22 protein-coding genes are annotated in these 20,712 nt (G+C 54.8%); 19 read left to right on the top strand and 3 right to left on the bottom strand.

The window, feature by feature from the left end:
- Positions 1-205: 205 nt before the first annotated feature.
- From RHM59_RS06285 to RHM59_RS06215, 15 genes are all read left to right on the top strand, one after another.
- On the top strand, positions 206-907 hold the full coding sequence (locus RHM59_RS06285) for a glutathione S-transferase family protein (RefSeq protein ID WP_322286208.1): 702 nt from the start codon (positions 206-208) through the stop codon (positions 905-907).
- Between the two features lie 139 nt (positions 908-1,046).
- A complete protein-coding gene (locus RHM59_RS06280) occupies positions 1,047-1,610 on the top strand; it encodes a TetR/AcrR family transcriptional regulator (protein ID WP_322169446.1) in 564 nt (187 codons plus the stop codon).
- 88 nt (positions 1,611-1,698) lie between these two features.
- Positions 1,699-2,394: a glutathione S-transferase gene (locus RHM59_RS06275; protein ID WP_322183952.1), complete on the top strand. Its 696-nt coding sequence runs from the start codon at positions 1,699-1,701 to the stop codon at positions 2,392-2,394.
- Between the two features lie 141 nt (positions 2,395-2,535).
- Positions 2,536-2,760, top strand: a complete 225-nt coding sequence (locus tag RHM59_RS06270) for a hypothetical protein (protein ID WP_322169452.1) — start codon at positions 2,536-2,538, stop codon at positions 2,758-2,760.
- A gap of 256 nt (positions 2,761-3,016) precedes the next feature.
- Positions 3,017-3,343, top strand: coding sequence for a hypothetical protein (locus RHM59_RS06265; protein WP_322169456.1), 327 nt, complete (start codon positions 3,017-3,019; stop codon positions 3,341-3,343).
- A gap of 251 nt (positions 3,344-3,594) precedes the next feature.
- The gene (locus RHM59_RS06260; RefSeq protein ID WP_322169460.1) at positions 3,595-4,269 is read left to right on the top strand and encodes a histidine phosphatase family protein; all 675 of its coding nucleotides are present in this window, start codon (positions 3,595-3,597) and stop codon (positions 4,267-4,269) included.
- 281 nt (positions 4,270-4,550) lie between these two features.
- Positions 4,551-5,402: a transporter substrate-binding domain-containing protein gene (locus RHM59_RS06255; protein ID WP_322286207.1), complete on the top strand. Its 852-nt coding sequence runs from the start codon at positions 4,551-4,553 to the stop codon at positions 5,400-5,402.
- A 53-nt stretch (positions 5,403-5,455) separates the two neighbouring features.
- Positions 5,456-6,118, top strand: coding sequence for an amino acid ABC transporter permease (locus RHM59_RS06250; RefSeq protein WP_322170887.1), 663 nt, complete (start codon positions 5,456-5,458; stop codon positions 6,116-6,118).
- A gap of 10 nt (positions 6,119-6,128) precedes the next feature.
- Positions 6,129-6,791, top strand: a complete 663-nt coding sequence (locus RHM59_RS06245) for an amino acid ABC transporter permease (RefSeq protein ID WP_322169466.1) — start codon at positions 6,129-6,131, stop codon at positions 6,789-6,791.
- Complete coding sequence (locus RHM59_RS06240; protein ID WP_322169468.1) at positions 6,788-7,576, top strand: amino acid ABC transporter ATP-binding protein; 789 nt, start codon at positions 6,788-6,790, stop codon at positions 7,574-7,576. The genes RHM59_RS06245 and RHM59_RS06240 overlap by 4 nt, the downstream gene beginning before the upstream one ends.
- A 50-nt stretch (positions 7,577-7,626) precedes the next feature.
- Positions 7,627-8,019, top strand: coding sequence for a RidA family protein (locus RHM59_RS06235; RefSeq protein ID WP_322169471.1), 393 nt, complete (start codon positions 7,627-7,629; stop codon positions 8,017-8,019).
- A gap of 102 nt (positions 8,020-8,121) precedes the next feature.
- Positions 8,122-8,886 (top strand): IclR family transcriptional regulator, encoded by a 765-nt coding sequence (locus tag RHM59_RS06230; RefSeq protein WP_322169474.1) that lies wholly within the window; start codon positions 8,122-8,124, stop codon positions 8,884-8,886.
- A gap of 34 nt (positions 8,887-8,920) precedes the next feature.
- Positions 8,921-10,147 carry an amino acid deaminase gene (locus RHM59_RS06225; RefSeq protein WP_322169478.1) on the top strand — a complete coding sequence of 409 codons (1,227 nt, stop codon included), beginning with the start codon at positions 8,921-8,923 and terminating at the stop codon, positions 10,145-10,147.
- A gap of 21 nt (positions 10,148-10,168) precedes the next feature.
- Entirely contained in the window at positions 10,169-11,128 is a 960-nt protein-coding gene (locus RHM59_RS06220) for a sugar kinase (protein WP_322169481.1), read from the top strand.
- A gap of 202 nt (positions 11,129-11,330) precedes the next feature.
- On the top strand, positions 11,331-12,017 hold the full coding sequence (locus RHM59_RS06215) for a DUF4123 domain-containing protein (protein ID WP_322286206.1): 687 nt from the start codon (positions 11,331-11,333) through the stop codon (positions 12,015-12,017).
- Between the two features lie 122 nt (positions 12,018-12,139).
- On the opposite strand, the gene RHM59_RS06210 is transcribed toward RHM59_RS06215, so the two are convergent.
- Positions 12,140-13,132: an IS5 family transposase gene (locus RHM59_RS06210; protein WP_322165339.1), complete on the bottom strand. Its 993-nt coding sequence runs from the start codon at positions 13,130-13,132 to the stop codon at positions 12,140-12,142.
- A 98-nt stretch (positions 13,133-13,230) separates the two neighbouring features.
- Between RHM59_RS06210 and RHM59_RS06205 the strand changes: the two genes are divergently transcribed.
- From RHM59_RS06205 to RHM59_RS06195, 3 genes are all read left to right on the top strand, one after another.
- Positions 13,231-13,449: a hypothetical protein gene (locus RHM59_RS06205; protein WP_322286205.1), complete on the top strand. Its 219-nt coding sequence runs from the start codon at positions 13,231-13,233 to the stop codon at positions 13,447-13,449.
- A gap of 147 nt (positions 13,450-13,596) precedes the next feature.
- The gene (locus RHM59_RS06200; protein ID WP_322169487.1) at positions 13,597-14,595 is read left to right on the top strand and encodes a hypothetical protein; all 999 of its coding nucleotides are present in this window, start codon (positions 13,597-13,599) and stop codon (positions 14,593-14,595) included.
- 9 nt (positions 14,596-14,604) lie between these two features.
- Positions 14,605-16,785, top strand: a complete 2,181-nt coding sequence (locus RHM59_RS06195; RefSeq protein WP_322286204.1) for a lipase family protein — start codon at positions 14,605-14,607, stop codon at positions 16,783-16,785.
- A 294-nt stretch (positions 16,786-17,079) separates the two neighbouring features.
- Here the strand turns inward: RHM59_RS06195 and RHM59_RS06190 are convergent, their stop codons facing one another.
- Complete coding sequence (locus tag RHM59_RS06190) at positions 17,080-17,355, bottom strand: peptidylprolyl isomerase (RefSeq protein ID WP_322169494.1); 276 nt, start codon at positions 17,353-17,355, stop codon at positions 17,080-17,082.
- 206 nt (positions 17,356-17,561) lie between these two features.
- Between RHM59_RS06190 and RHM59_RS06185 the strand changes: the two genes are divergently transcribed.
- Positions 17,562-18,740 (top strand): PilT/PilU family type 4a pilus ATPase, encoded by a 1,179-nt coding sequence (locus tag RHM59_RS06185; protein WP_322169497.1) that lies wholly within the window; start codon positions 17,562-17,564, stop codon positions 18,738-18,740.
- Positions 18,741-18,752: 12 nt separating this feature from the next.
- Here the strand turns inward: RHM59_RS06185 and RHM59_RS06180 are convergent, their stop codons facing one another.
- Positions 18,753-20,708 (bottom strand): acetoacetate--CoA ligase, encoded by a 1,956-nt coding sequence (locus RHM59_RS06180; protein ID WP_322286203.1) that lies wholly within the window; start codon positions 20,706-20,708, stop codon positions 18,753-18,755.
- Positions 20,709-20,712: the final 4 nt, after the last annotated feature.

The following is a 20,712-nucleotide window of genomic DNA, read 5'->3' as shown; positions in this document are numbered from 1 at the left end:
GGAGTTTTAAATTTTTTAGCAGCCTCCGGGGCAGTGACGTCCTTGGCCTGGAGGTCACCATAGGCACATTAGCCGCTGCGACCCTCAACGATAAAATAAACCTAACAAATGTTAGATAGGTTCTTGACGGGCGCCCATTAGCTCGCTATTGTCTGGCTACCTAACAACAGTTAGGTAATCCAGCCACCTGCCTCCAGGATCGACCATGACCTCTAAACTTCAACTGTTCACTTCCCCTTCGGCTTTCCCCAATCCGCAGCGCTTGCGTCTGTTCATGCATGAAAAGGGCATTGCTGATCAGTTCGACGAAACCATCTATGACATGGCCCCTGGGGGCGAGCAGCGGGGCTGGCGTCACCTAAACATGAATCCGTGGGGCGAGACGCCCACGCTCCAACTGGCGGACGGAAGCTTCATTTCCGAGACGGCTGCCATCGCTCGCTACCTTGACCAGTCCTATCCCGGTCGCAAGATCATGGGGGAGAGCGCACTGGAACAGGGGCTCGATAACATGTGGGACAACCGGGTCTCGGTGCACATCCTGTACCGGATCGTCACGGCGTTTCACGTTTTACACACCGGGCTCGGATTCAAGCTGGAGCTGACGAAGAACGAGGCGTGGGGCGAGCACTGCCGCAAGGAAGCATTGGCTCACGCTGCTTTGGTCAATCGTCATCTGTCCGACGGTCGCGAATGGTTGCTGGGCGGGGATGCTCCCACCTTCTCGGACATAACCCTGGCAACCGCGATTGCGTTCTCCAAATTCCCGGTCAACGCCACGCCGCTGGACGAGCGTTTTGAGTTTCTGGACGCCTACTGGAAACGCTGGCAGAAGCGCCCTAGCTTCCAGGCTGCCTACGCTGATCGCAGCAGTGGTATTCCTGAGCTGAACTCGCCGACGGAGTAACGGTTCCGGTGATCGGTGGTAGCGGAACCGCCGGGATCGCCCGTCCAGCGACGCTAGGTCTACCTAACAAAAGGTAGGCTCTTCATATAGCATGCTGCACACTTTCTAAAACATCGTCCTTTGGACGAAAGGCATCACAATGATTACCAACGCCCGAGAGGCCATCCTGATGGCCGCCACGAAAATTGCCCAATCACAGGGCTACAATGGCCTGAATTTCCGTGACCTTGCCCAACAGGTCGGGATCAAAGCGGCAAGCATTTATTACCACTTCCCGAGTAAAGCCGATCTTGGCGTTGCTGTTGCCAAGCGATATTGGGAAGACGGCGCGGCTGCACTTGAGACGATCTGCGAAGAAGACCCGAACCCGATAGACGCCTTGCGTCGTTTTCCTGAGATTTTTCGCCGATCACTTGAAGCCGACAATCGCCTTTGCCTAGGCAGTTTTGTCGGTGCGGAAACAGACAGTTTGCCCACTGATATGACCAAGGAAATCCAGGCGTTTGCGGACGTAAACGTCGCTTGGCTCAGCAAGCTTCTTTGCGCCGCGAAGGTGTGCAAACCACAGGATAGCGAGGTTCGGGCATGTGCCATTTTTGCAGCCGTCGCCGGCGCCCAGCTCATCGCAAGAAGTCGCTCGGACATTTCGCTTTTCGACACGCTGATCGAGGCTTACCGCGCGTCTGGGCCTTTGCCTGCATAGGCGAACGAAGTCGATTTTTAGGCGTGAGTGCAGCGACCGAAAACTTCTATTTTCTGCCTGCCAACTGGCACATAGGCGAGGATTTACCATGAGCTCTGACATCAATTTTGACTTGGCCGCGTTGGCCATAATGAAGATTTACGATTGGCCCACCGGCCCTTACCCGGCTCGCGTGCGTATAGCTTTGGCAGAGAAGAACCTACAGTCACGCGTGCAATTTTTGCCGGTCAATCTCTGGAAGGGCGAACACAAGACGCCCGAATTCCTCGCGAAGAACTACTCAGGCACGCTGCCGGTGCTCGAACTCGACGACGGAACGCTCATTGCCGAGTGCACGGCCATTACCGAATACCTTGACGCGCTTGATGGCGTTCCCACACTCACCGGTAGGACGCCGCGGGAAAAGGGCCTGATCCACATGATGAGTAAGCGCGCGGAATTGGAGCTGCTCGACGCCATCAGTGTTTATTTTCACCATGCCACGCCAGGGCTTGGACCCGACGTCGAGATTTATCAGAACGCCGAATGGGGATTTCGCCAGCGCGACAAGGCGATAAAGGGAATGCACTACTTCGATGCGATTCTTAAAAGCCAGCCGTTCGTCACCGGCGACGACTTCACGATGGCTGATATCACGGTCATAGGCGGTTTGATCTTTGCGGGCTTGGTGGATCTGCCAGTGCCAGGGGAGTGCGAGGCTCTGCAAGCGTGGTACACACGAATGCAGGAGCGTCTCAGCGTAAAGAATTGCGTAACCATGTCAGAGGTGACGCCTGCCGCTTAACCACGCCTGACCATAGGACGAAATTTTCACGTCTGGCCGACGCATTGTGAACATTTGGCACTCTAGTCTGTTGCCATCCAATCTATGCGTCAGGGCGGTTTTTTTGAATGCCTGTCGCATCCCCATAATAAGGAGCGACAGATGGCGATCGGCGTAATTTCAGCGTCAATTCCGGTGAATGTTGGCGTAACCGCCGACCACCAAGCCAAATTCAGAGTAACCGCGAAATCAACTGCATTTCCCACCCCTGGCGCCGCAACGACCGCAGTGAACAGCCTAACTGAAACGTCCATTGAAACGGCGCAAGAGGCCGAAAATGGTGTTCGCCACACTCAAGCGGGAGAAATCATTAACACCAAGATTTAGTCATCTAGCCAGTACGGCCCGGTAATAGTCCCCGTTGGCGGGGCCGGGTCACATTCATTTAAATAGGTTCACACCTGTTTGTATATCGCGCTGAAGCCCTTAATCTTGTCCGGTTCACTTAACTCGTAAATACGACGGAATTTTCACCTGTTGCCAACGTAAACCAAACGCTTGCGCTTTTACTCTCTGATCTCGTTCAACCCCTTATGCAAGGCATTTTTTAGGCCTTGGTGTATCAGAAAATCAGGAGTTACCTATGTCTATTGGCGCTATTTCAGCTTCTATCTCCGTACGCGGTGGGGCAACTAGCCCTGTCACCGATAAAACGAAAACGCCCGCTTCGACGAGCGCGACGCCCTCCACTAGCAGCGTCGTCAGTGTTGCGGCGGCGGCTTTAAAGGAAGCTACCGAGACATCCGCCGAGACTGCAAAAGAGGCGGGGCATGGCGATCGTGTAGCTCAACGGTTAATAGCCAAGCAACACGAGGCTTCGGTATCGAATTCCCCTGCGCAGACTCCGGCCAAAGGGACTGTAAACGGCTCCGGGCAAATCACAGGCGAAACCATTAACACCAAGGCCTGATTGTCATCCTAAGATAAAACCCGCGGCAGTCCTGTCTTACTAAGGGCTGCTTAAGGCTTTCTGAACACTTGCTGAACGTTTCTTAAGTAAATTTTTTATACCGAGATAGTCTCTCGCTAATCACGTATTTTAATTTTCACTCTATCGAGTGGCTTGTGGCGTTCGCACCACAAATATTTCCCCCCCGCCAAAGCGCATCGGCTAATAATAATCCCCCATAATAATAATCACGATTGTAGAGATGTATGCCAATGGAAACCGTTACTCGCCTGCGTTCTAACTCGTTATTTGTCTGGCGTACTCTTGGGCGTTACAGAATTGTGTCAGTTGCACTGCTGATAGGACTATTAGGTGTGGCGGCGTATGCACACTTTAAACATCCTGTGCTGAAAAACTTCGCTCATGGCTCGGCTGCTGAAATTGCTAACCTCAAAGCGTCATGGAGCAAAGGCGAAATCATCGTCTTTGTGCGTCACGCTGAACGTTGCGACCAATCGGACGCCACCTGCCTTAGCGCTAAAGACGGAATTACCACTCGGGGAAGCGATGCTGCCCGGGATGTCGGCAAGGAATTTGAAAGACTGGGACTGGATAATACCGACGTCTATGCCAGCCCTCTTGCGAGAACCACGCAAACGGCCGCGTTTATGTTTAACCGTGAGGTAGATACCCGAACGTGGCTTGCCGATTGCCGCGCTACGATGCTGACAAACGCAATCAAGCATAAGGCAGTCGGACGTAATCTAGTCTTGGTGACTCACAGTGACTGCATCAGAGAGGTCGAGAAGGGCCTGAAGGTTTTCTTGCCCGCCAAACCGGCTTATACCTCTTCGTTGTTTATTTCACTCGGCGAAAATACGCACCCACATGCCCTTGGTTTTATCGATGCCGCGCCGTTTGCAGCGGATTTTAAACACGAATGGTAGCCTTGCTTCATCCCTGACATGCCCTTTCAAAGACGCGCCGTATTGCGGCGCGTTTGCCCCGCTTTGGGGCCTGGCTACACATGCTGTAGCAAACGGTAGCGAGCCCTCGCTGCAAAGCCGTTACGTAGCAAATTAATCCACCCGTGATAGCTCATTGATCTTAAAGCCTTTTTCTTGCACTTTTTTTCGGTTGCTTTCTGTGGCACACTTTCTGCTCTCTATTCCGCTGTTACACACCTTGTTCCGCTATAGCGGAATTTAACCACGGCGGAGTTCATCACATGCATCGCGGACCTTCCCTTTTGAAAGCTTGTGCGTTTGTTCTTGCGGCTACGGCCACGCTTATCAGCTCGGTGCAGGCGGCAGACACCAGCAAGCTCGACAGCGTGTTGCAGCGGGGCCATCTGGTGGTGGGCACGGGCAGCACTAACGCGCCTTGGCATTTCCAGGGTGCTGACGGAAAGCTCCAAGGCTTCGATATCGACATCGCGCGGATGATCGCCAAAGGGCTGTTCAACGACCCCAGCAAAGTCGAGTTCGTGGTGCAGTCGTCCGACGCACGAATTCCTAACTTGCTGACTGACAAAGTCGACATAAGCTGCCAGTTCATTACCGTCACTGCCAGCCGTGCCCAACAAGTCGCCTTTACCCTGCCTTACTACCGCGAGGGCGTAGCGCTGTTGCTGCCCATCCAGAGTAAGTACAAAGAGATTGACGACCTGAAAGCCGCCGGTGACAGCGTTACCGTGGCGGTACTGCAAAACGTCTACGCTGAAGAACTGGTACACCAGGCCTTGCCCAAAGCCAAAGTCGATCAGTACGACAGCGTTGACTTGATGTACCAGGCCGTCAACTCCGGCCGTGCCGACGCTGCCGCCACGGATCAGTCTTCGGTCAAATACCTGATCGTGCAGAACCCAGGCCGCTATCGCACCCCGAATTTCGCCTGGAGCCCACAGACCTACGCCTGCGCCGTCAAACGTGGCGACCAGGACTGGCTGAACTTCGTCAACACTGTGTTGCATGAAGCGATGACTGGCGTTGAGTTCCCGACCTATGCCGCCTCGTTCAAACAATGGTTCGGCGTCGATCTGCCGACCCCGGAAATTGGTTTCCCTGTCGAATTCAAATGACTCGGTGAGAGCAGGGCAGTGCGTTGACTGCCCCGTTCCAGGTACTGCTGACCATGAACTATCAGTTGAATTTTGCCGCCGTCTGGCGTGATTTTCCCAGCTTGCTATCAGGCTTGGGGTTGGGCCTGGAATTGGCGTTGATCTCAATTGCCATTGGCTGCGTCATTGGCCTGATGGCGGCGTTCGCACTGCTGTCAAAACACCGGACCTTGCGAGTCATCGCCTCGGTGTACGTCACGGTGATCCGTAATACGCCGATTTTGGTACTGATCCTGCTGATCTACTTTGCGCTGCCGAGTTTGGGCATCCGCATGGACAAGCTGCCGTCGTTCATCGTCACCCTGTCGCTGTACGCCGGGGCGTATTTGACCGAAGTGTTTCGTGCGGGGCTGTTAAGTATTCATAAGGGCCAGCGCGAAGCCGGGCTGGCAATTGGCCTGAGCGAATGGCAAGTGCGCGCTTACGTGATCATCCCGGTGATGCTGCGCAACGTGTTGCCGGCGCTGTCGAACAACTTCATCTCGTTGTTCAAGGACACCTCGTTGGCGGCGGCGATTGCCGTGCCGGAGCTGACCTACTACGCCCGCAAGATCAACGTTGAAAGCTATCGGGTCATCGAAACCTGGATGGTGACTACGGCGTTGTACGTGGCGGCCTGTTACCTCATCGCCATGGTCTTGCGCTACTTAGAGCAACGCTTGGCGATCCGTCGCTAGGAGGTCTGGTATGTACGAAGCTCATAGCTGGCTGCAAGAACTGTGGATCGCCCGGGAAGCGTTGCTGGCGGGTTTTTTGACCACCATTCAATGTTCGGTCATTGCGATTATCTGCGGCACGGTGATCGGCCTGTTTGCCGGGTTGGTGCTGACCTACGGCAAGCTCTGGAGTCGCCTGCCGTTTCGGCTTTATGTCGATCTGATTCGCGGCACTCCGGTGTTTGTGCTGGTGTTGGCCTGCTTTTATATGGCCCCGGCGTTGGGCTGGCAGGTCAGCGCATTTCAAGCCGGTGCGCTGGGACTGACGTTATTTTGTGGTTCCCACGTCGCGGAAATCGTGCGCGGCGCCTTGCAAGCGATTCCTCGCGGGCAACTTGAAGCGGGCAAGGCCATTGGCCTGACCTTTAAGCAGTCACTGGCTTATGTGTTGCTGCCTCAGGCGCTTCGGCAGATTTTGCCGACGTGGGTGAATTCCTCCACCGAGATCGTCAAGGCCTCGACCCTGTTGTCGGTGATTGGTGTTGCTGAACTGCTCCTCAGCACCCAACAGGTCATCGCCCGAACGTTCATGACGCTGGAGTTTTACCTGTTCGCCGGATTTCTTTTTTTCATCATCAACTACGCCATCGAGCTTCTTGGACGGCAAATTGAAAAACGGGTGGCCTTGCCATGACAGCGACACACACTGCTACTGCCCCAGCGTTGCTGAGCATCGAGGGGCTGCATAAATCCTATGGCGCGGTCGAGGTGCTCAAAGGCGTTGACCTGCACATGCAGCGCGGCAACGTCGTGACCCTGATTGGCTCAAGTGGTTCGGGCAAAACCACCTTGCTGCGCTGCGTCAATTTGCTCGAAGAGTTTCAAGGCGGCCGTATCCGTCTCGATGGCCAGGACATCGGCTACAGCGATGTCGATGGAAAACGTGTCCGCCATGCCGAAAAAGTCATTGCCCAGCATCGGTCCATGACCGGTATGGCGTTCCAGCAATTCAACCTGTTCCCGCACCTCAGCGCCTTGCAGAACGTCACCCTGGGCTTGCTCAAAGTGAAAAAACTGCCCAAGGACGAAGCGGTGGCACTGGCCGAAAAGTGGCTGGAACGGGTGGGCCTGCTGGATCGGCGCAATCACTTTCCGGGGCAACTGTCAGGCGGCCAGCAACAGCGCGTGGCGATTGCCCGAGCGATTGCGATGAACCCGAGCCTGATGCTGTTTGATGAAGTCACCTCGGCACTCGATCCAGAACTGGTCGGCGAAGTGCTGAGTGTGATCAAGGGCCTGGCCGAGGAGGGCATGACCATGTTGCTGGTCACCCATGAAATGCGGTTCGCGTACGAAGTGTCGGACCAGATTGTCTTCATGAATCAAGGCCGCATCGAAGAACAGGGCCCGCCCAAAGCATTATTCGAACAACCCAAGTCGGCGCGCTTGAGTGAGTTCCTTAAGAACATCCGTTTTTAGTCGTTCAACACACCGCATTACTCTTTTAGATAAAACAGCAGGAGACGTTCATGAGCATTACTCGTTATGGCACCGGCAACACTGCCGGCGGTGGCCAGCCCCGTCCTTTCGCCCGTGCAGTTGAAGCCGATGGCTGGCTGTACGTGTCCGGCCAAGTGCCTGCGCAAAACGGCGAGATCATCAATGGAGGGATCGTTGAACAGACCCATCAGACCATGAAGAACCTGATTGCCATTCTCACCGAAGCCGGCTATGGCCTGGAAGACGTGGTACGTACCGGCGTCTGGCTCGAAGACCCACGGGATTTCTGGAGTTTCAACAAAGTGTTCTCGGAGTATTTCGCCAGCGAACACGCGCCAGCCCGCGCCTGTGTCCAGGCCAACATGATGGTGGATTGCAAAGTCGAAATTGACTGCGTGGCGTACAAGAAGCCAACGGCCTGACACCCTGCGCGCTGATCGTTCCTGCGCGAGCGTGGGAACAATCAGTGGGCAGCGTTAAACTGCTTGGCATTCTTACCGACCGCTTATTGGGTAGTACGCACAATGACCGAAGACACCATCAAACGTCGGGCCAGAGGGCTGGATCGAGCGTTCGATATCCTCGACTTTCTCAAAGAGAAAGGCACGCCGTTGCGCCCGAATGAAATCGCAACCGGTATTAGCAGCCCAAAATCGACGGTTTATGAACTGGTCAGCTCGCTGCTTGAACGGCGGATTCTGGAGACCGTGGGCAAGGACGGGCATGTCTACCTTGGCCGTCAGCTGTACTTTCTCGGCCAAGCGCATTTGCGGCATTTCGACTTCACCCGTGAAGCGGAGACGTCACTGGCCGAGATCGTCAGCCAAACCCGTGAGACGGCGCAAATGTGCTTGCTCAACGGGCGTAAATACACCGTGGCGTTGATGAAAGAAGGCGAGCGGCATTTTCGTATTTCCTCAGACATCGGCGAAAACGCGCCGATTCCCTGGACGGCGTCCGGGCGCCTGTTGCTCAATCACTTGAGCGACCAGGAGATCAGCGACCTTATTGACCCCGATGATTACGTGCTGCCTAGCGGAGAGTTGCTGCCCATGGACACCTTTCTGCGGGAAATTCGTCAGGCGGGTGAAGACGGTTTTTTTTCCTTCGACAGCGTGGCCGACACCTTCACCCATTGCTTCGCCGCGCCGGTCAAGGACGAGCGGGGCATCTGCGTCGCTACCTTGTGCATCGTCGCCCCGCGTGCGGATGCCAAAAACAATTACAGCGATTACCGTAGGGTGCTGATCGACAGCGCCAACGGTCTTGCGCGCCGAGTCAACGAATAGCGCGGCCCGCGTCGCGCTGATCAGGAGAACAGTCATGAGTTTTGCAACGGCCGAATTGAACGCTACCCCAGTGCAAAAGGGTGCTGCTGCGCCGGGCGATAGCCTGGTTTGCGACGTCAGCCTGCCCGCGTTGGTGATTCATCAGCAGGCGTTGGACCATAACATTCGCTGGATGCAAGCCTTCGTCAGCAACAGCGGCGCCGAGTTGGCGCCTCACGGCAAAACCAGCATGGTTCCGGCGTTGTTTCGCCGGCAACTGGACGAGGGCGCTTGGGGCATCACCTTGGCCACCGCCGTGCAGACCCGCGCCGCTTATGCGCATGGCGTGCGCCGGGTGTTGATGGCGAATCAACTGGTCGGGACGCCGAACATGGCGTTGATCGCGGATTTGCTCGATGACTCGATGTTTGATTTCCACTGCATGGTCGATCACCCAGACAATGTTGCAGCGTTGGGCGAATACTTCGGCGGACGCGGCCTGCGCCTGAACGTAATGATCGAATACGGCGTGCCCGGCGGCCGTTGTGGCTGCCGCACCGAGCAAGAAGTGTTGGCGTTGGCTGAATCCATCGCCGCCCAACCGGCGCTGGCGTTGACCGGAATCGAAGGCTACGAAGGCGTGATTCATGGTGACCAGGCCATTGCCGGCATCAAAGCCTTTGCCGCGTCCTTGGTGCGCTTGGCGGTTGAGTTGCAGGACAAAAGCGCGTTTGCGTTGACTCGGCCCATCGTCACCGCATCCGGCTCAGCGTGGTATGACCTTATCGCCGAAGCCTTCGACGCCCAAGCGGTTCGCGAACGATTTCTCAGCGTGCTGCGTCCCGGCAGTTACGTGGTGCATGACCACGGCATCTATAAAGACGCCCAATGCTGCGTGCTGGATCGCCGTAGCGAACTGAGCGAGGCATTACGCCCGGCACTGGAAGTCTGGGCCCACGTGCAGTCCATGCCGGAGCCGGGGTTTGCCGTGATCGCCATGGGCAAACGCGACGTGGCTTACGACGCTGGGTTACCTAACCCTTTACGGCGTTATCGCGCCGGGGTCGTGCCTGCGCAGGGTGATGACGTCAGCGCTTGCAGCGTGACCGCAGTGATGGATCAGCATGCATTCATGACCGTCGCGCCGGGTTGCGAACTGAAGATTGGCGACATCATTTCGTTTGGCACCTCACACCCCTGCCTGACCTTTGATAAATGGCGTTCGGGCTGCCTGGTGGATGAAAACCTGCAGGTTATCGAAACCCTGCACACCTGTTTCTAGACCCAGGAGCCTGCACGTCTGATGAGCGAATTGATCAGTCACCATCACCCCCGCATCGCCTTGATCGGCGAATGCATGATCGAACTGCAACAGCACGCCAACGGCACGCTGCAACAAAGTTTCGGCGGCGACACCTTGAACACCGCGGTGTACATGGCGCGCATGCTTGGCGGCACGTCCCAGGTTGATTACGTCACCGCGCTGGGCGACGACAGCTTCAGCGATGCAATGTGCCAGGTGTGGGCTGACGAACAGATCGGCCTGAGCCGGGTGCAACGTCTGCCGGGACGTTTGCCAGGGCTGTATTGCATCCAGACCGATGCCAACGGCGAGCGACGGTTTTTGTACTGGCGCAATGAAGCAGCCGTACGCGATTGTTTTACCACGCCGGCCGCCGAGCCGATTCTGGCGGCGCTTGTGGAATACGACGTGCTGTATTTCAGCGGCATCACCCTGGCGGTATTGGGCGAACAAGGCCGGGCGCGGTTGCTGTCGGTGTTGATCGACGCCCGCGCTCGGGGCGCCCGAGTAGCGTTTGACAACAACTACCGGCCGCGACTCTGGGCCAGCGTCGAACAGGCTCGCGAGGCCTATCGGGCGGTACTGCCCCACGTCGACCTGGCATTATTGACCGAAGACGACGAACACGCCTTGTTCGGCTATACCGACTCGGAACAACTGCTGTCGGTGTATCGGGACTTAAGCATTAGCGAAGTAGTGGTCAAGCGCGGGGCCAACAGCTGCTTGGTGGAATGCCAGGGCGAACGCTTCGAAATCCCGGCGCACCGAGTGACTCGGGTAGTAGACACCACCGCAGCCGGCGATTCATTCAGCGCCGCGTATTTGGCCCAACGGCTCAAAGGCGGCAGCCCGGAACAAGCCGCGCAGGCCGGGCATCGGCTGGCCAGCCTAGTGATTCAACATCCTGGGGCGTTGATCCCCAAAAGCGTGATGCCCATGCCATTACGTATTGATTCGTAAGGGTAGGAGTGAACGTGTTTGCGATGGAGCGCGAAGCGGTCCCAATCGCTGGCAAGCGGGCTATTACAATGGATCGGTGGACCTGAATCTAGGTTTTCGCTGAATTTAAAGAAGTTTCCTACACGCAACATTGAATTGTATGGCATTTTTTTTTGGCGTCATCGCCCAGAGTCAGTCCTTACGTTGAAACAAGGAGTGACGAATGTCTTATCTGGCCGATACCCAAAAAAACGCCACAAATTTAACGGGGGACCAACAAAATAACCTTTTAAAACTCTCGTTCCCCAATCAATGGATCTCCGAGCAGACTCGACTCGCGCGCCCGACGTATTTGATTCTTAACTCAGATGGTGAACAGGAAAATCTCCAAGCGCTACTGACCCAGCAACCCACACCAGAGCACATTAATGTCTACAGTCAAACACCCATAAGCAGCATGGCGGCAGGACCGTTCATCTTCAAAATCAGCAGCACAATTAGGCCGCTGCTCACTTCATTGCTCGCAACCCCCGAGTGCAACTGGGGCTGGCTGGTCAGCTGCAAAGGCGACCAGATTGCGGCCATGGCCGACCATTGGCGCGCACGCATTATCATCGGCCAACGGCCTGAGCAATCGCTGTACCGATTCCACGACAACCGCGTGATCGCGCGGGCATTGAACCATCTTGAACTTGAATCACTGCCCCAATACCTCGGACCAATCGCTGGCCTTTGCTATTGGAATGGACAGGACTGGGCTGCGGAGGAAAATCCGAGTCCTGGTATCTACCCGGTGCCGGCAAATCCGGCTTGGCTGACGGTTCCGGTGCCGGCAAAGAGTTTGAGGGCAGTCCTGCGTCACAATATTGAACTCTATCTTCGTGGGAAACATGCTCTAGGGAAGGTCTGAAATAAGACCTTCTTTTTCTGGCAAATCGGGCGTCAAGCGCTCCGAAAGAAAGTACTTCACTGAAATTTCGAAAATATCGGCTTTTATTGATGAATAAGCCGGTTTTAAGCACTTATTAACCCTTAATTTCCATACTGCGGACGCACCTGTCCTATAGGCTCCATCAAATGTCGGCGCGCCATCCACAGATTCGACAGTGCAAACAGTGTCACCAACTGCGCCGTGTTCTTTACCAACCCGCGAAACCGCACCTTGGTGTAACCAAACTGGCGCTTGATCACCCGAAACGGGTGCTCAACCTTGGCCCGAGTTTGCGATTTGGCGTATTCAATCTTGCGCAACGCACGGCCAATGACGCTTTTTTCTCCATGTTTGCGGCGGCTGCTGGGCCTGGCGGAGATCGACCAGATCATCTCGCGCCCCTCATGTTCAAGCCGCTTTTCTACGCCGGTGTAGCCCGCGTCGCCACAGAGATGGGTCTCTTCGCCGTGCAGCAACTGATCGACTTGAGTGACGTCCGCGACATTGGCTGCCGTGCCCACCACGCTGTGCGTCAGACCCGTATCAGCGTCTACTCCGATGTGCGCTTTCATCCCGAAAAAATATTGATTACCTTTCTTGGTCTGATGCATTTCGGGGTCGCGTTTACCCTCTTTATTCTTGGTCGACGTCGGCGCATGAATGATCGTGGCATCAACAATTGTGCCCTGACGAAGCATCAAACCTCGGTCTCCCAGGTAGCCATTAATGACCTCCAGGATTCCCCCGGCAAGATGGTTTTTCTCCAGCAGGCGACGGAAGTTGAGAATCGTGGTTTCGTCGGGAATGCGTTCCAGATTCAACCCCGCGAACTGGCGCAGAATCGTGGTCTCATAAAGAGACTCTTCCATTGCTGGATCGCTATAGCCGAACCAGTTCTGCATCAGGTGCACACGCAACATGGCCATCAAGGGATACGCCGGGCGGCCCCCTTCGCCTTTTGGATAATGCGGCTCGATCAAAGCGATCAACCCCTTCCAGGGGACGACCTTGTCCATCTCGCTCAGGAAAATCTCACGGCGGGTTCGCTTACGTTTACCGGCGTACTCGGCATCGGCGAAAGAAATTTGCTTCATGGGGGGGCAACCGCTCGGCTCATGTGATGGGGGACATTTCACCAGATTTGAAAACCTTTTTCAGAGTTTCCCTAGAGACATACGAACTGGAACAAAGCATGCCTGTCAGTGATTGGTTAGATATACAACTAGACATGGCAGAGCAGTGGGGATGGGCTGCGCCGGAGAAGTTGCTGTTTTTAATAACGCAACGCCTCAAAGAAGAGAAAGGAAAGATTATTCAAGACTGGCTCCCACTACAGGGCGAGGCGCCGCAGTTGCATTTCGATCGGCTTTATAAAGAAGCGGAATATTGGTGCGATGCGAAATTGCAGTAATGCTAGTCAGGATTAATGACGGCGAATGGAGTGGTTTAGTTTGACGAAAATACAGACGTTTATCGTGGCGCTGTGTATATTTCTGAATCCGGTGACCTTGAGTATTGGCGGGCTAGCTTGGTTTGGAAATGCTTTAAGTAATAGACCATGTCCCTATGGTGGCTCGCAGGTTATATTGAAGTACATCATCCAACCGAAAAGCCTGCTGGACTCCTATGGTTTGAGCGTTCCGTTTGGAATAAGCGCACTTCCGACGGTGATTATTTTGGATATGTTAACGCTTCCAAAAGACTCTCACGGCTGCGCTTCATGGCACGAGGCTATATTTTGAAAAAGCGTGGAATTTTTATAACTGTAGATAAAGCTAAGAATCGCTTCAAGCACGTTGCAGGTGTTTGTACTCTCCTGCTTGTAAGCGGTTGTAGCGACACGGGTAAGGATCAGTTTACGTTAAAAACGGAAATGCCTGCCGATTTTAAACTTCAAGCTGATGCCCACTATGTGCCGGCTACTGGGGAGGTGTGTACTGCGCGGCGTCGAAAAAATGGACGTCTCATAGACAAGAAACGCTTCATAAGCGAAGTGCAGGATTCTCAATATACGGCGGTTTTCAATATTCCTTTGGCGATAGTGGAGAATAATTGTCCGTTGGTATTGGATGGGTTGAAGCTGGATGTTGAGGGTCGATGGGGGCCAGGCCGGTGGGACCTCGATGGAGATATCGCAGGCATCTCATTTCGTGACGGAGCCCCTGTCGATAACGTGAAATCTGGCAGTATAGAAAACACACTTTATAATGGCGAATGTCAGTGGTTTTTTAGGACTGCGGGGCCTGAGCGCTACATTATAAAAGTTTTGAGATGCCGAGCTATTGATAGTAACGGTGAGGTCCTAAAGCATTCTGCGGGAGGTATTCTTCGTCGCGATACATTAGGTGGAAAAACAATAAGCATGGGTTTTAAAGTGGCCGATAGTGAAAAGCCTTATTTTAAGAAATATTGGTTTAAAACTGTGGCCGGCTGGAAGCCGTGCGACGGACATTGGGGCCGTGCTATGGAGGAGCTGTGCTTATCCCCACCTCAATTTAAAAATTTCAAGATGCCTGATGGCCGTGATTGCAGCGTGTATCCAAATTGCACTGAATAAGGAGTGTTAATGAACGGTCGAGATCAATATGTTCCGTTTTTTGAAAGTAAAAGACTTGCCTGTCCATTGCGTGGGCAGCGAATAAGCTTTCAGCTGGTGGACGAAGTTAGAAGCGGGAAAACCTACGCCGGACTGGCTTATAAAATAGTCGACAGCGTAGGTCAGAACTACGATGGTATTTTAGATGCGCAAGGATCTGCTGTTCTGGATGGTTGCTATCTAGGAATGGTTGTTTTAACGCTAAATGAGGTCTGCACGGACATTGAAGGTTATTATAAAGATCTGACGACCCGTGAATATTATCCACTTCCTATTACTGAGCTCCAAGTGCGGGCTGAAGAATCCCGGTTCGTTAATAACGACGGTTCACGTGTCGAAAATAATCCAGCGCAAGTAAACGCTGATGAATTTTTTTACGTTGAGGTCAGAGATTTAGTCGAGCAAGCAGCTCACCTACCGCCTTTGGTAGCGCGTGCCCGCGTTCCGCGGTTAGCTCATTTGAGATGGCCGGAAGCGGCCAGCGGGAAAGAACAAGAGCGATGGGGCGTTATTCTGATGCCTAACAAACATACGGTTCTGGAGGTTCGACCATTGCGGGCTTTGCGGCCAATCCTTTCAACCGATAACGAATTCTGCGCCCTGAATCTCTACCAACTGGCACTGATGTCCACCTTGACTTACGTCGGCTTTGGGCAGAATCCTTCGGAGAAACCCGTAGACCGGGTTAGCTTCCCGTTTAGTCCGACTCCGGGCAATTTTTTCGGAGACGCCCTCGCCAGTTACAAAGAAATCTGGCGTGTAAACGACGATCAAACGGACGCGTATTATCCGTTGTACGAAGACGTGCCTTACTCAAAACGGTTTGAAGTCTTGCCGTTCAATCCAAAGCTCTATGAGCAAAATCTTCCCGAGAAAGGGGATAAGCAAGAGCACCCGGCTAACCAACATTTTTTTGATGACACTGACCTTGAAGAAGATACCGATACTCAGGCCTATATAACCCATCACGATGAAATTATCGTTATCGCAGTGAGGGGTACTCAGGAGGCAGCTGACATGTTCAGGGATGCCGATGCGTTGCAAGTTCCATTTGAAGGTGGCGATGAGCGTGTACACCGGGGGTTTTATGGTGCTTACCTTGCGCTCCGCAATTTTGTAAACCGTTATCTGTCGCGATTTCACTTCGGACAGAAAGTGATTATCTGTGGACACAGCCTGGGTGGTGCAATTGCTACTTTGTTGGCGGAAGCGTTACGCCGCTCAAAAAAATACGACGTTCTCCTCTACACCTACGGTGCACCCCGAGTCGGAGACACCGCATTTGTCGATAGCGCCTCAGAGCTCGTCCATCACCGCATCGTCAACCACAACGACCCTGTTCCAAGCGTGCCTTTGCCATGGATGAATGTAAGAAGGGAGGAATTAATAGGCTTGGCGGTTATACCGTCCGGCTGGGTGGGGATACCTACTGCGATGGTGCGAACCAGCGGTGACCCTTATGAGCACCATGGCAAGCAGCAGCATTTCATGCCGATAAAGCTAAATGACGGTGAGAAGTCGTCGGTGCTATGGGATCCCGGTTGTAACTCCATTGAGGGCGCAGCGATTTGCACGTATTTGCAGAGCCAGCAAACCCGTCAGTACGACGGTGGTGATATGCCAAAGCGAGACGGGCTTATCCAGCAATTACTAGAGAGTAGCGATCACCGGATGGTCGTGAGCTATATACCCTTTACCTGGGCTACTTTACGTCGCTGGCAAGAGACGCAGTTGGCCGGTCAAACGGTTGTCACCGACAGAGAATACCGCGTAATCGAAAAGGCTATAACGCAGCTGGGAGATGCGCTCAAACAAAAAGAAACTCATTCCTATGACTTGCCTCGCGGTTTGCGCTCAATGGCAGAAATTGCCAGCCTGAGGGACGAGATTTACCGTTTGAACACGACCCTTGAGCGTTTGAAAAAATTGAATGCGTCCACGCTCAAACTAGCCGATGTGTACGGAACTGCGGCGCAGTCGGAAAATATTGAAGGCAGTTTAAAGCGCTGGACTGCTCATAAAGAAAACGTCGCACGCGTGCAGTTGGCAATGATCCCTTCACGACCTGACGATGTATATATCGCCGGGGTTTATCAGGATCGTGATTTAGATTCGAGGGGGGTAGGGTCATCTGTGGAAGACAATTCATAAACAGCCTGTAGAAGCTGCCGAAGGCTGCAAAGCCGCTACGACTCTAAGATTTAATTGACAGGGGTGATAGCAAGCAGCCGTAGATGCCGTGGGAGCGGGCTTGCCTGCGAAGAGGCCGGTCATCAGCGCCGCTGATGTCGACCTGAAATGTGGGTCGCCTGCATTGGCACTTTCGTTGGCAAGCCAACTCCCACAGAGACTTCGGTAGACACGACAGGGTCGGTGCCGAAAACTTTTATCGCAGCCTTCGGCAGCTCCTACAAAACCGCGTGTTTGCTGCGCCACAGACGACGTTCAGTCCCGATAAAACACCTGCACCAAGTGATACCCAAACTTGCTCTTGATCGGCCCGTGAATCACCCGTACCGGTTTTTTGAATATCACCGAATCAATTGCGCCGACCAGTTGCCCCGGCCGAACTTCGCCCAGGTCGCCGCCGCGTTTGCCGGAGGGGCAGGTGGAGTATTTTTTGGCCAATACGTCGAATGCCTCGCCCTTGGCAATACGTTGCTTGAGCTGTTCGGCCTCTTCGGCGGTTTTCACCAGGATATGGCGGGCGAGTGCTTTCATGGGGGCGGACAGTCCTGAAAAAAACGGTGACTATTATGCCTGTCCTTGACCTGGATTGATTGTTTCCGCTGACAGGTGTGCAAGATCTGCAATATCGGTTTGCGCCCGGCCCTTTATCCATCCAAGCTACAGGCCTTCGTCGGCGACCACATCTTCATCTATTGGCCGGCCATTCGTTATTTTTCGCTTTTGTGTGGATGTTGCTCATGGATTTCCAAGCGCTGTTGAAAATTCTGGCCAGCCAGGACGGATCCGACCTTTTCTTGTCCACCGGCGCGCCGCCCTGCGCAAAGTTCAATGGGGTGCTTAAGCCGCTGAGCACCGAGGCGTTGAAGCCCGGCGACGTGGCGAGCGTTGCCGACAGCATCATGGATGCCGAACAGCGGCTGGAATTCGAACGCGAGCTGGAGATGAACCTGGCGGTGTCACTGGCAGGCATCGGTCGATTTCGGATCAATATTTTCAAGCAGCGCAACGAAGTCTCGATAGTGGCGCGCAACATCAAGCTGGAGATACCGCGTTTCGAGGATTTGAAGTTACCGCCGGTGCTGCTCGAAGTGGTCATGGAAAAGCGCGGCTTGGTGCTGGTCATTGGCGCCACCGGTTCGGGTAAGTCGACGTCGCTGGCGGCGATGATCGATTACCGAAATCGCAACAGTGGCGGCCACATCATCACCATTGAAGACCCGGTGGAGTATATCCATAGGCACAAGAAGTCGATCATCAATCAGCGTGAAGTGGGCGTAGACACCCGCAGTTTTCACGCCGCACTGAAGAACACCTTACGTCAGGCGCCGGATGTGATTTTGATCGGCGAGATTCGTGACCGCGAAACCATGGAACACGCGTTGGCGTTTGCCGACACCGGCCACTTGGCTATTTCGACCTTGCACGCCAACAACGCCAACCAGGCCCTGGACCGGATCATTAACTTTTTCCCGGAAGACCGGCGCCAGCAGTTGCTGCATGACTTGGGCAACAACTTGAAGGCATTTGTGTCCCAGCGGCTGGTCAAGACTCTGGACGGTAAACGCCGCGCGGCGGTGGAAGTCATGCTGGGCACACCAACCATTCTTGATTTTATTCAGCGCAATGAACTGACTGAACTCAAGGGCATCATGGAGAAGTCCACCAACCTTGGGATGCAGACCTTCGACGGCGCGCTGTTTGACTTAGTGGTCGAGGGCGCGATCAGTGAAGAGGAAGCCCTGAAGAACGCCGACTCCAAGAACAACGTACGTCTGCGCCTCAAGCTGTTCCGCGAGAAAGGCTTGCCGACTCAAATCACTTCCGCACCAGCCGCCCCCGAGCCCGCCGTAGAGTCGACCATGGCGAACTGGGGGCTGGTGGACGAGATGGAAGAACCATCTCGGTTCAAGCCTTGATGAGTGCAGGGCTTAGAACGCCAGTTCCTCCCGGTCACGAAATTGCTCCAACGCGGCCGGATTGGCCAGGGCATCGGTATTTTTTACCGATTCCCCATGAACCATGTTTCGGACAGCCAGCTCGACGATCTTACCGCTGATGGTGCGAGGGATGTCCGAGACCGCGACAATTTTGGCAGGCACATGCCGTGGGGTGGTACTAGCGCGGATCACGTCACGGATGTGCTGTTCCAGATCAGGGGTCAGTGTCAGCTCGTCATGCAGGCGTACGAACAGCACCACGCGCACGTCGTCTTTCCAGCGCTGGCCGATGGCGACGCTTTCCATCACCTCGGCAACCTTCTCCACTTGGCGATAAATCTCTGCCGTTCCGATCCGCACGCCACCCGGATTGAGCACTGCATCTGAGCGGCCGTGGATAATCAAGCTGCCACGGGCGGTTTCTTCGGCGTAGTCGCCTTGCGCCCAAACCCCTGGAAACTGCGTGAAATACGCAGCCTTGAGCCGCGCTTGCTGGGGGTCATTCCAGAGGCCTATGGGAATCGCCGGAAAGTGCCGGGTACAGACCAGCTCGCCTTTTTCCGCAATCACCGCTTGGCCTTGGTCGTTCCAGACTTCCACGGCCATGCCCAAGCCCTTGGACTGCATTTCGCCTCGGTACACCGGCAATACCGGATTGCCGACAGCGAAGCAGGACACGATGTCAGTGCCCCCGGAAATCGACGACAGGCACAGCTCGCTTTTGATCTCGCGGTACACGTAGTCGTAGCTGCTTTGCGCCAGCGGCGAGCCGGTGGACAGGATGGCCTTGAGGCGTGTGAAGTGATGGTTCAGCCGAGGCTTGATCGAGTGTTTTTCCAGTTCGGCGAGGTATTTGGCGCTGGTACCAAACACGCTGATGCCTTCCTCGTCGATCATGTCCATCAAGCGCTGGGAGCGTGGAAAGAACGGTGAGCCGTCGTACAGCACCACGGTCGCGCCCACCGCCAGGCCCGACACCAGCCAGTTCCACATCATCCAGCCGCAGGTGGTGTAGTAGAACAGACAGTCCTCAGGTCCCAGATCGGAATGCAGGCCCAGTTCTTTAACGTGTTGCAACAACACACCGCCGGTGCTGTGGATGATGCATTTCGGCACCCCGGTGGTGCCGCTGGAATACAGGATGTACAGCGGATGGGCGAACGGCACGGCGACAAAGGTCGGTTCGCCGCCTGCGGTATAAAAATCGTCCCACAACGTGACCTTGGCCGAGGTCTGAAAGTCTTCGGCGCGGGCTTGGGGTCGGGAAAAAGGAACGATGATCAACTGCTGCAAACCCGGCAGGCGTTCGAGGATTTCATTGACCTTGGCGGTTTGGTCGATGAGTTTTCCGGCGTAACGGTAACCGGCACAGGTCAGCAGTATTTTCGGTTCGATCTGGCCAAAACGGTCGATCACCCCTTGGGTGCCGAAGTCCGGTGACGAGCAGGACCAGATCGCTCCGAGACTGGTGGTGGCGAGCATCGCCACCAGTGTTTGCCAGGTATTGGGCATGCACGCCGCAACACGGTCACCGACGCCGATCCCCGCGTTGCGCAAGCTGTGCTGCAAACCGGCAACTTGCCGGGCCAGTTCGGCGTAGGTCAACTGGGTGCGCTGGCGGTCTTCGCTGATGGAAATAATCGCCGGGTAGTCGTCACGGCGCCGCAACAGGTGCTCGGCAAAGTTCAGCGTCGCGCCCGGAAACCACTGGGCGCTGGGCATCTGCGGGCCTTCGATGAGCACCGTGTCGGGCGGCGCATGGAAGGTGATGCCAAAGGTGTCGACGATGGCCTGCCAAAAATCCTCGCGTTGATCGATGCTCCACTGATGCAGCGCCGGGTAATCGTTTATGTGCAGGCCGTAGCGTTGATTGACCCCGCGCCGAAAAGCGTCCATGCGGGTCGCATTGATGCGTTCCGCGCTGGGGGTCCACAGTGCTTGTGTCATGAAT

Source organism: Pseudomonas sp. MH10, from assembly GCF_034353045.1.
Classification (GTDB): Bacteria; Pseudomonadota; Gammaproteobacteria; order Pseudomonadales; family Pseudomonadaceae; genus Aquipseudomonas.
Note: the sequence above shows the minus strand (reverse complement) of the source record. Positions and strands in the feature narration are given on the sequence as shown.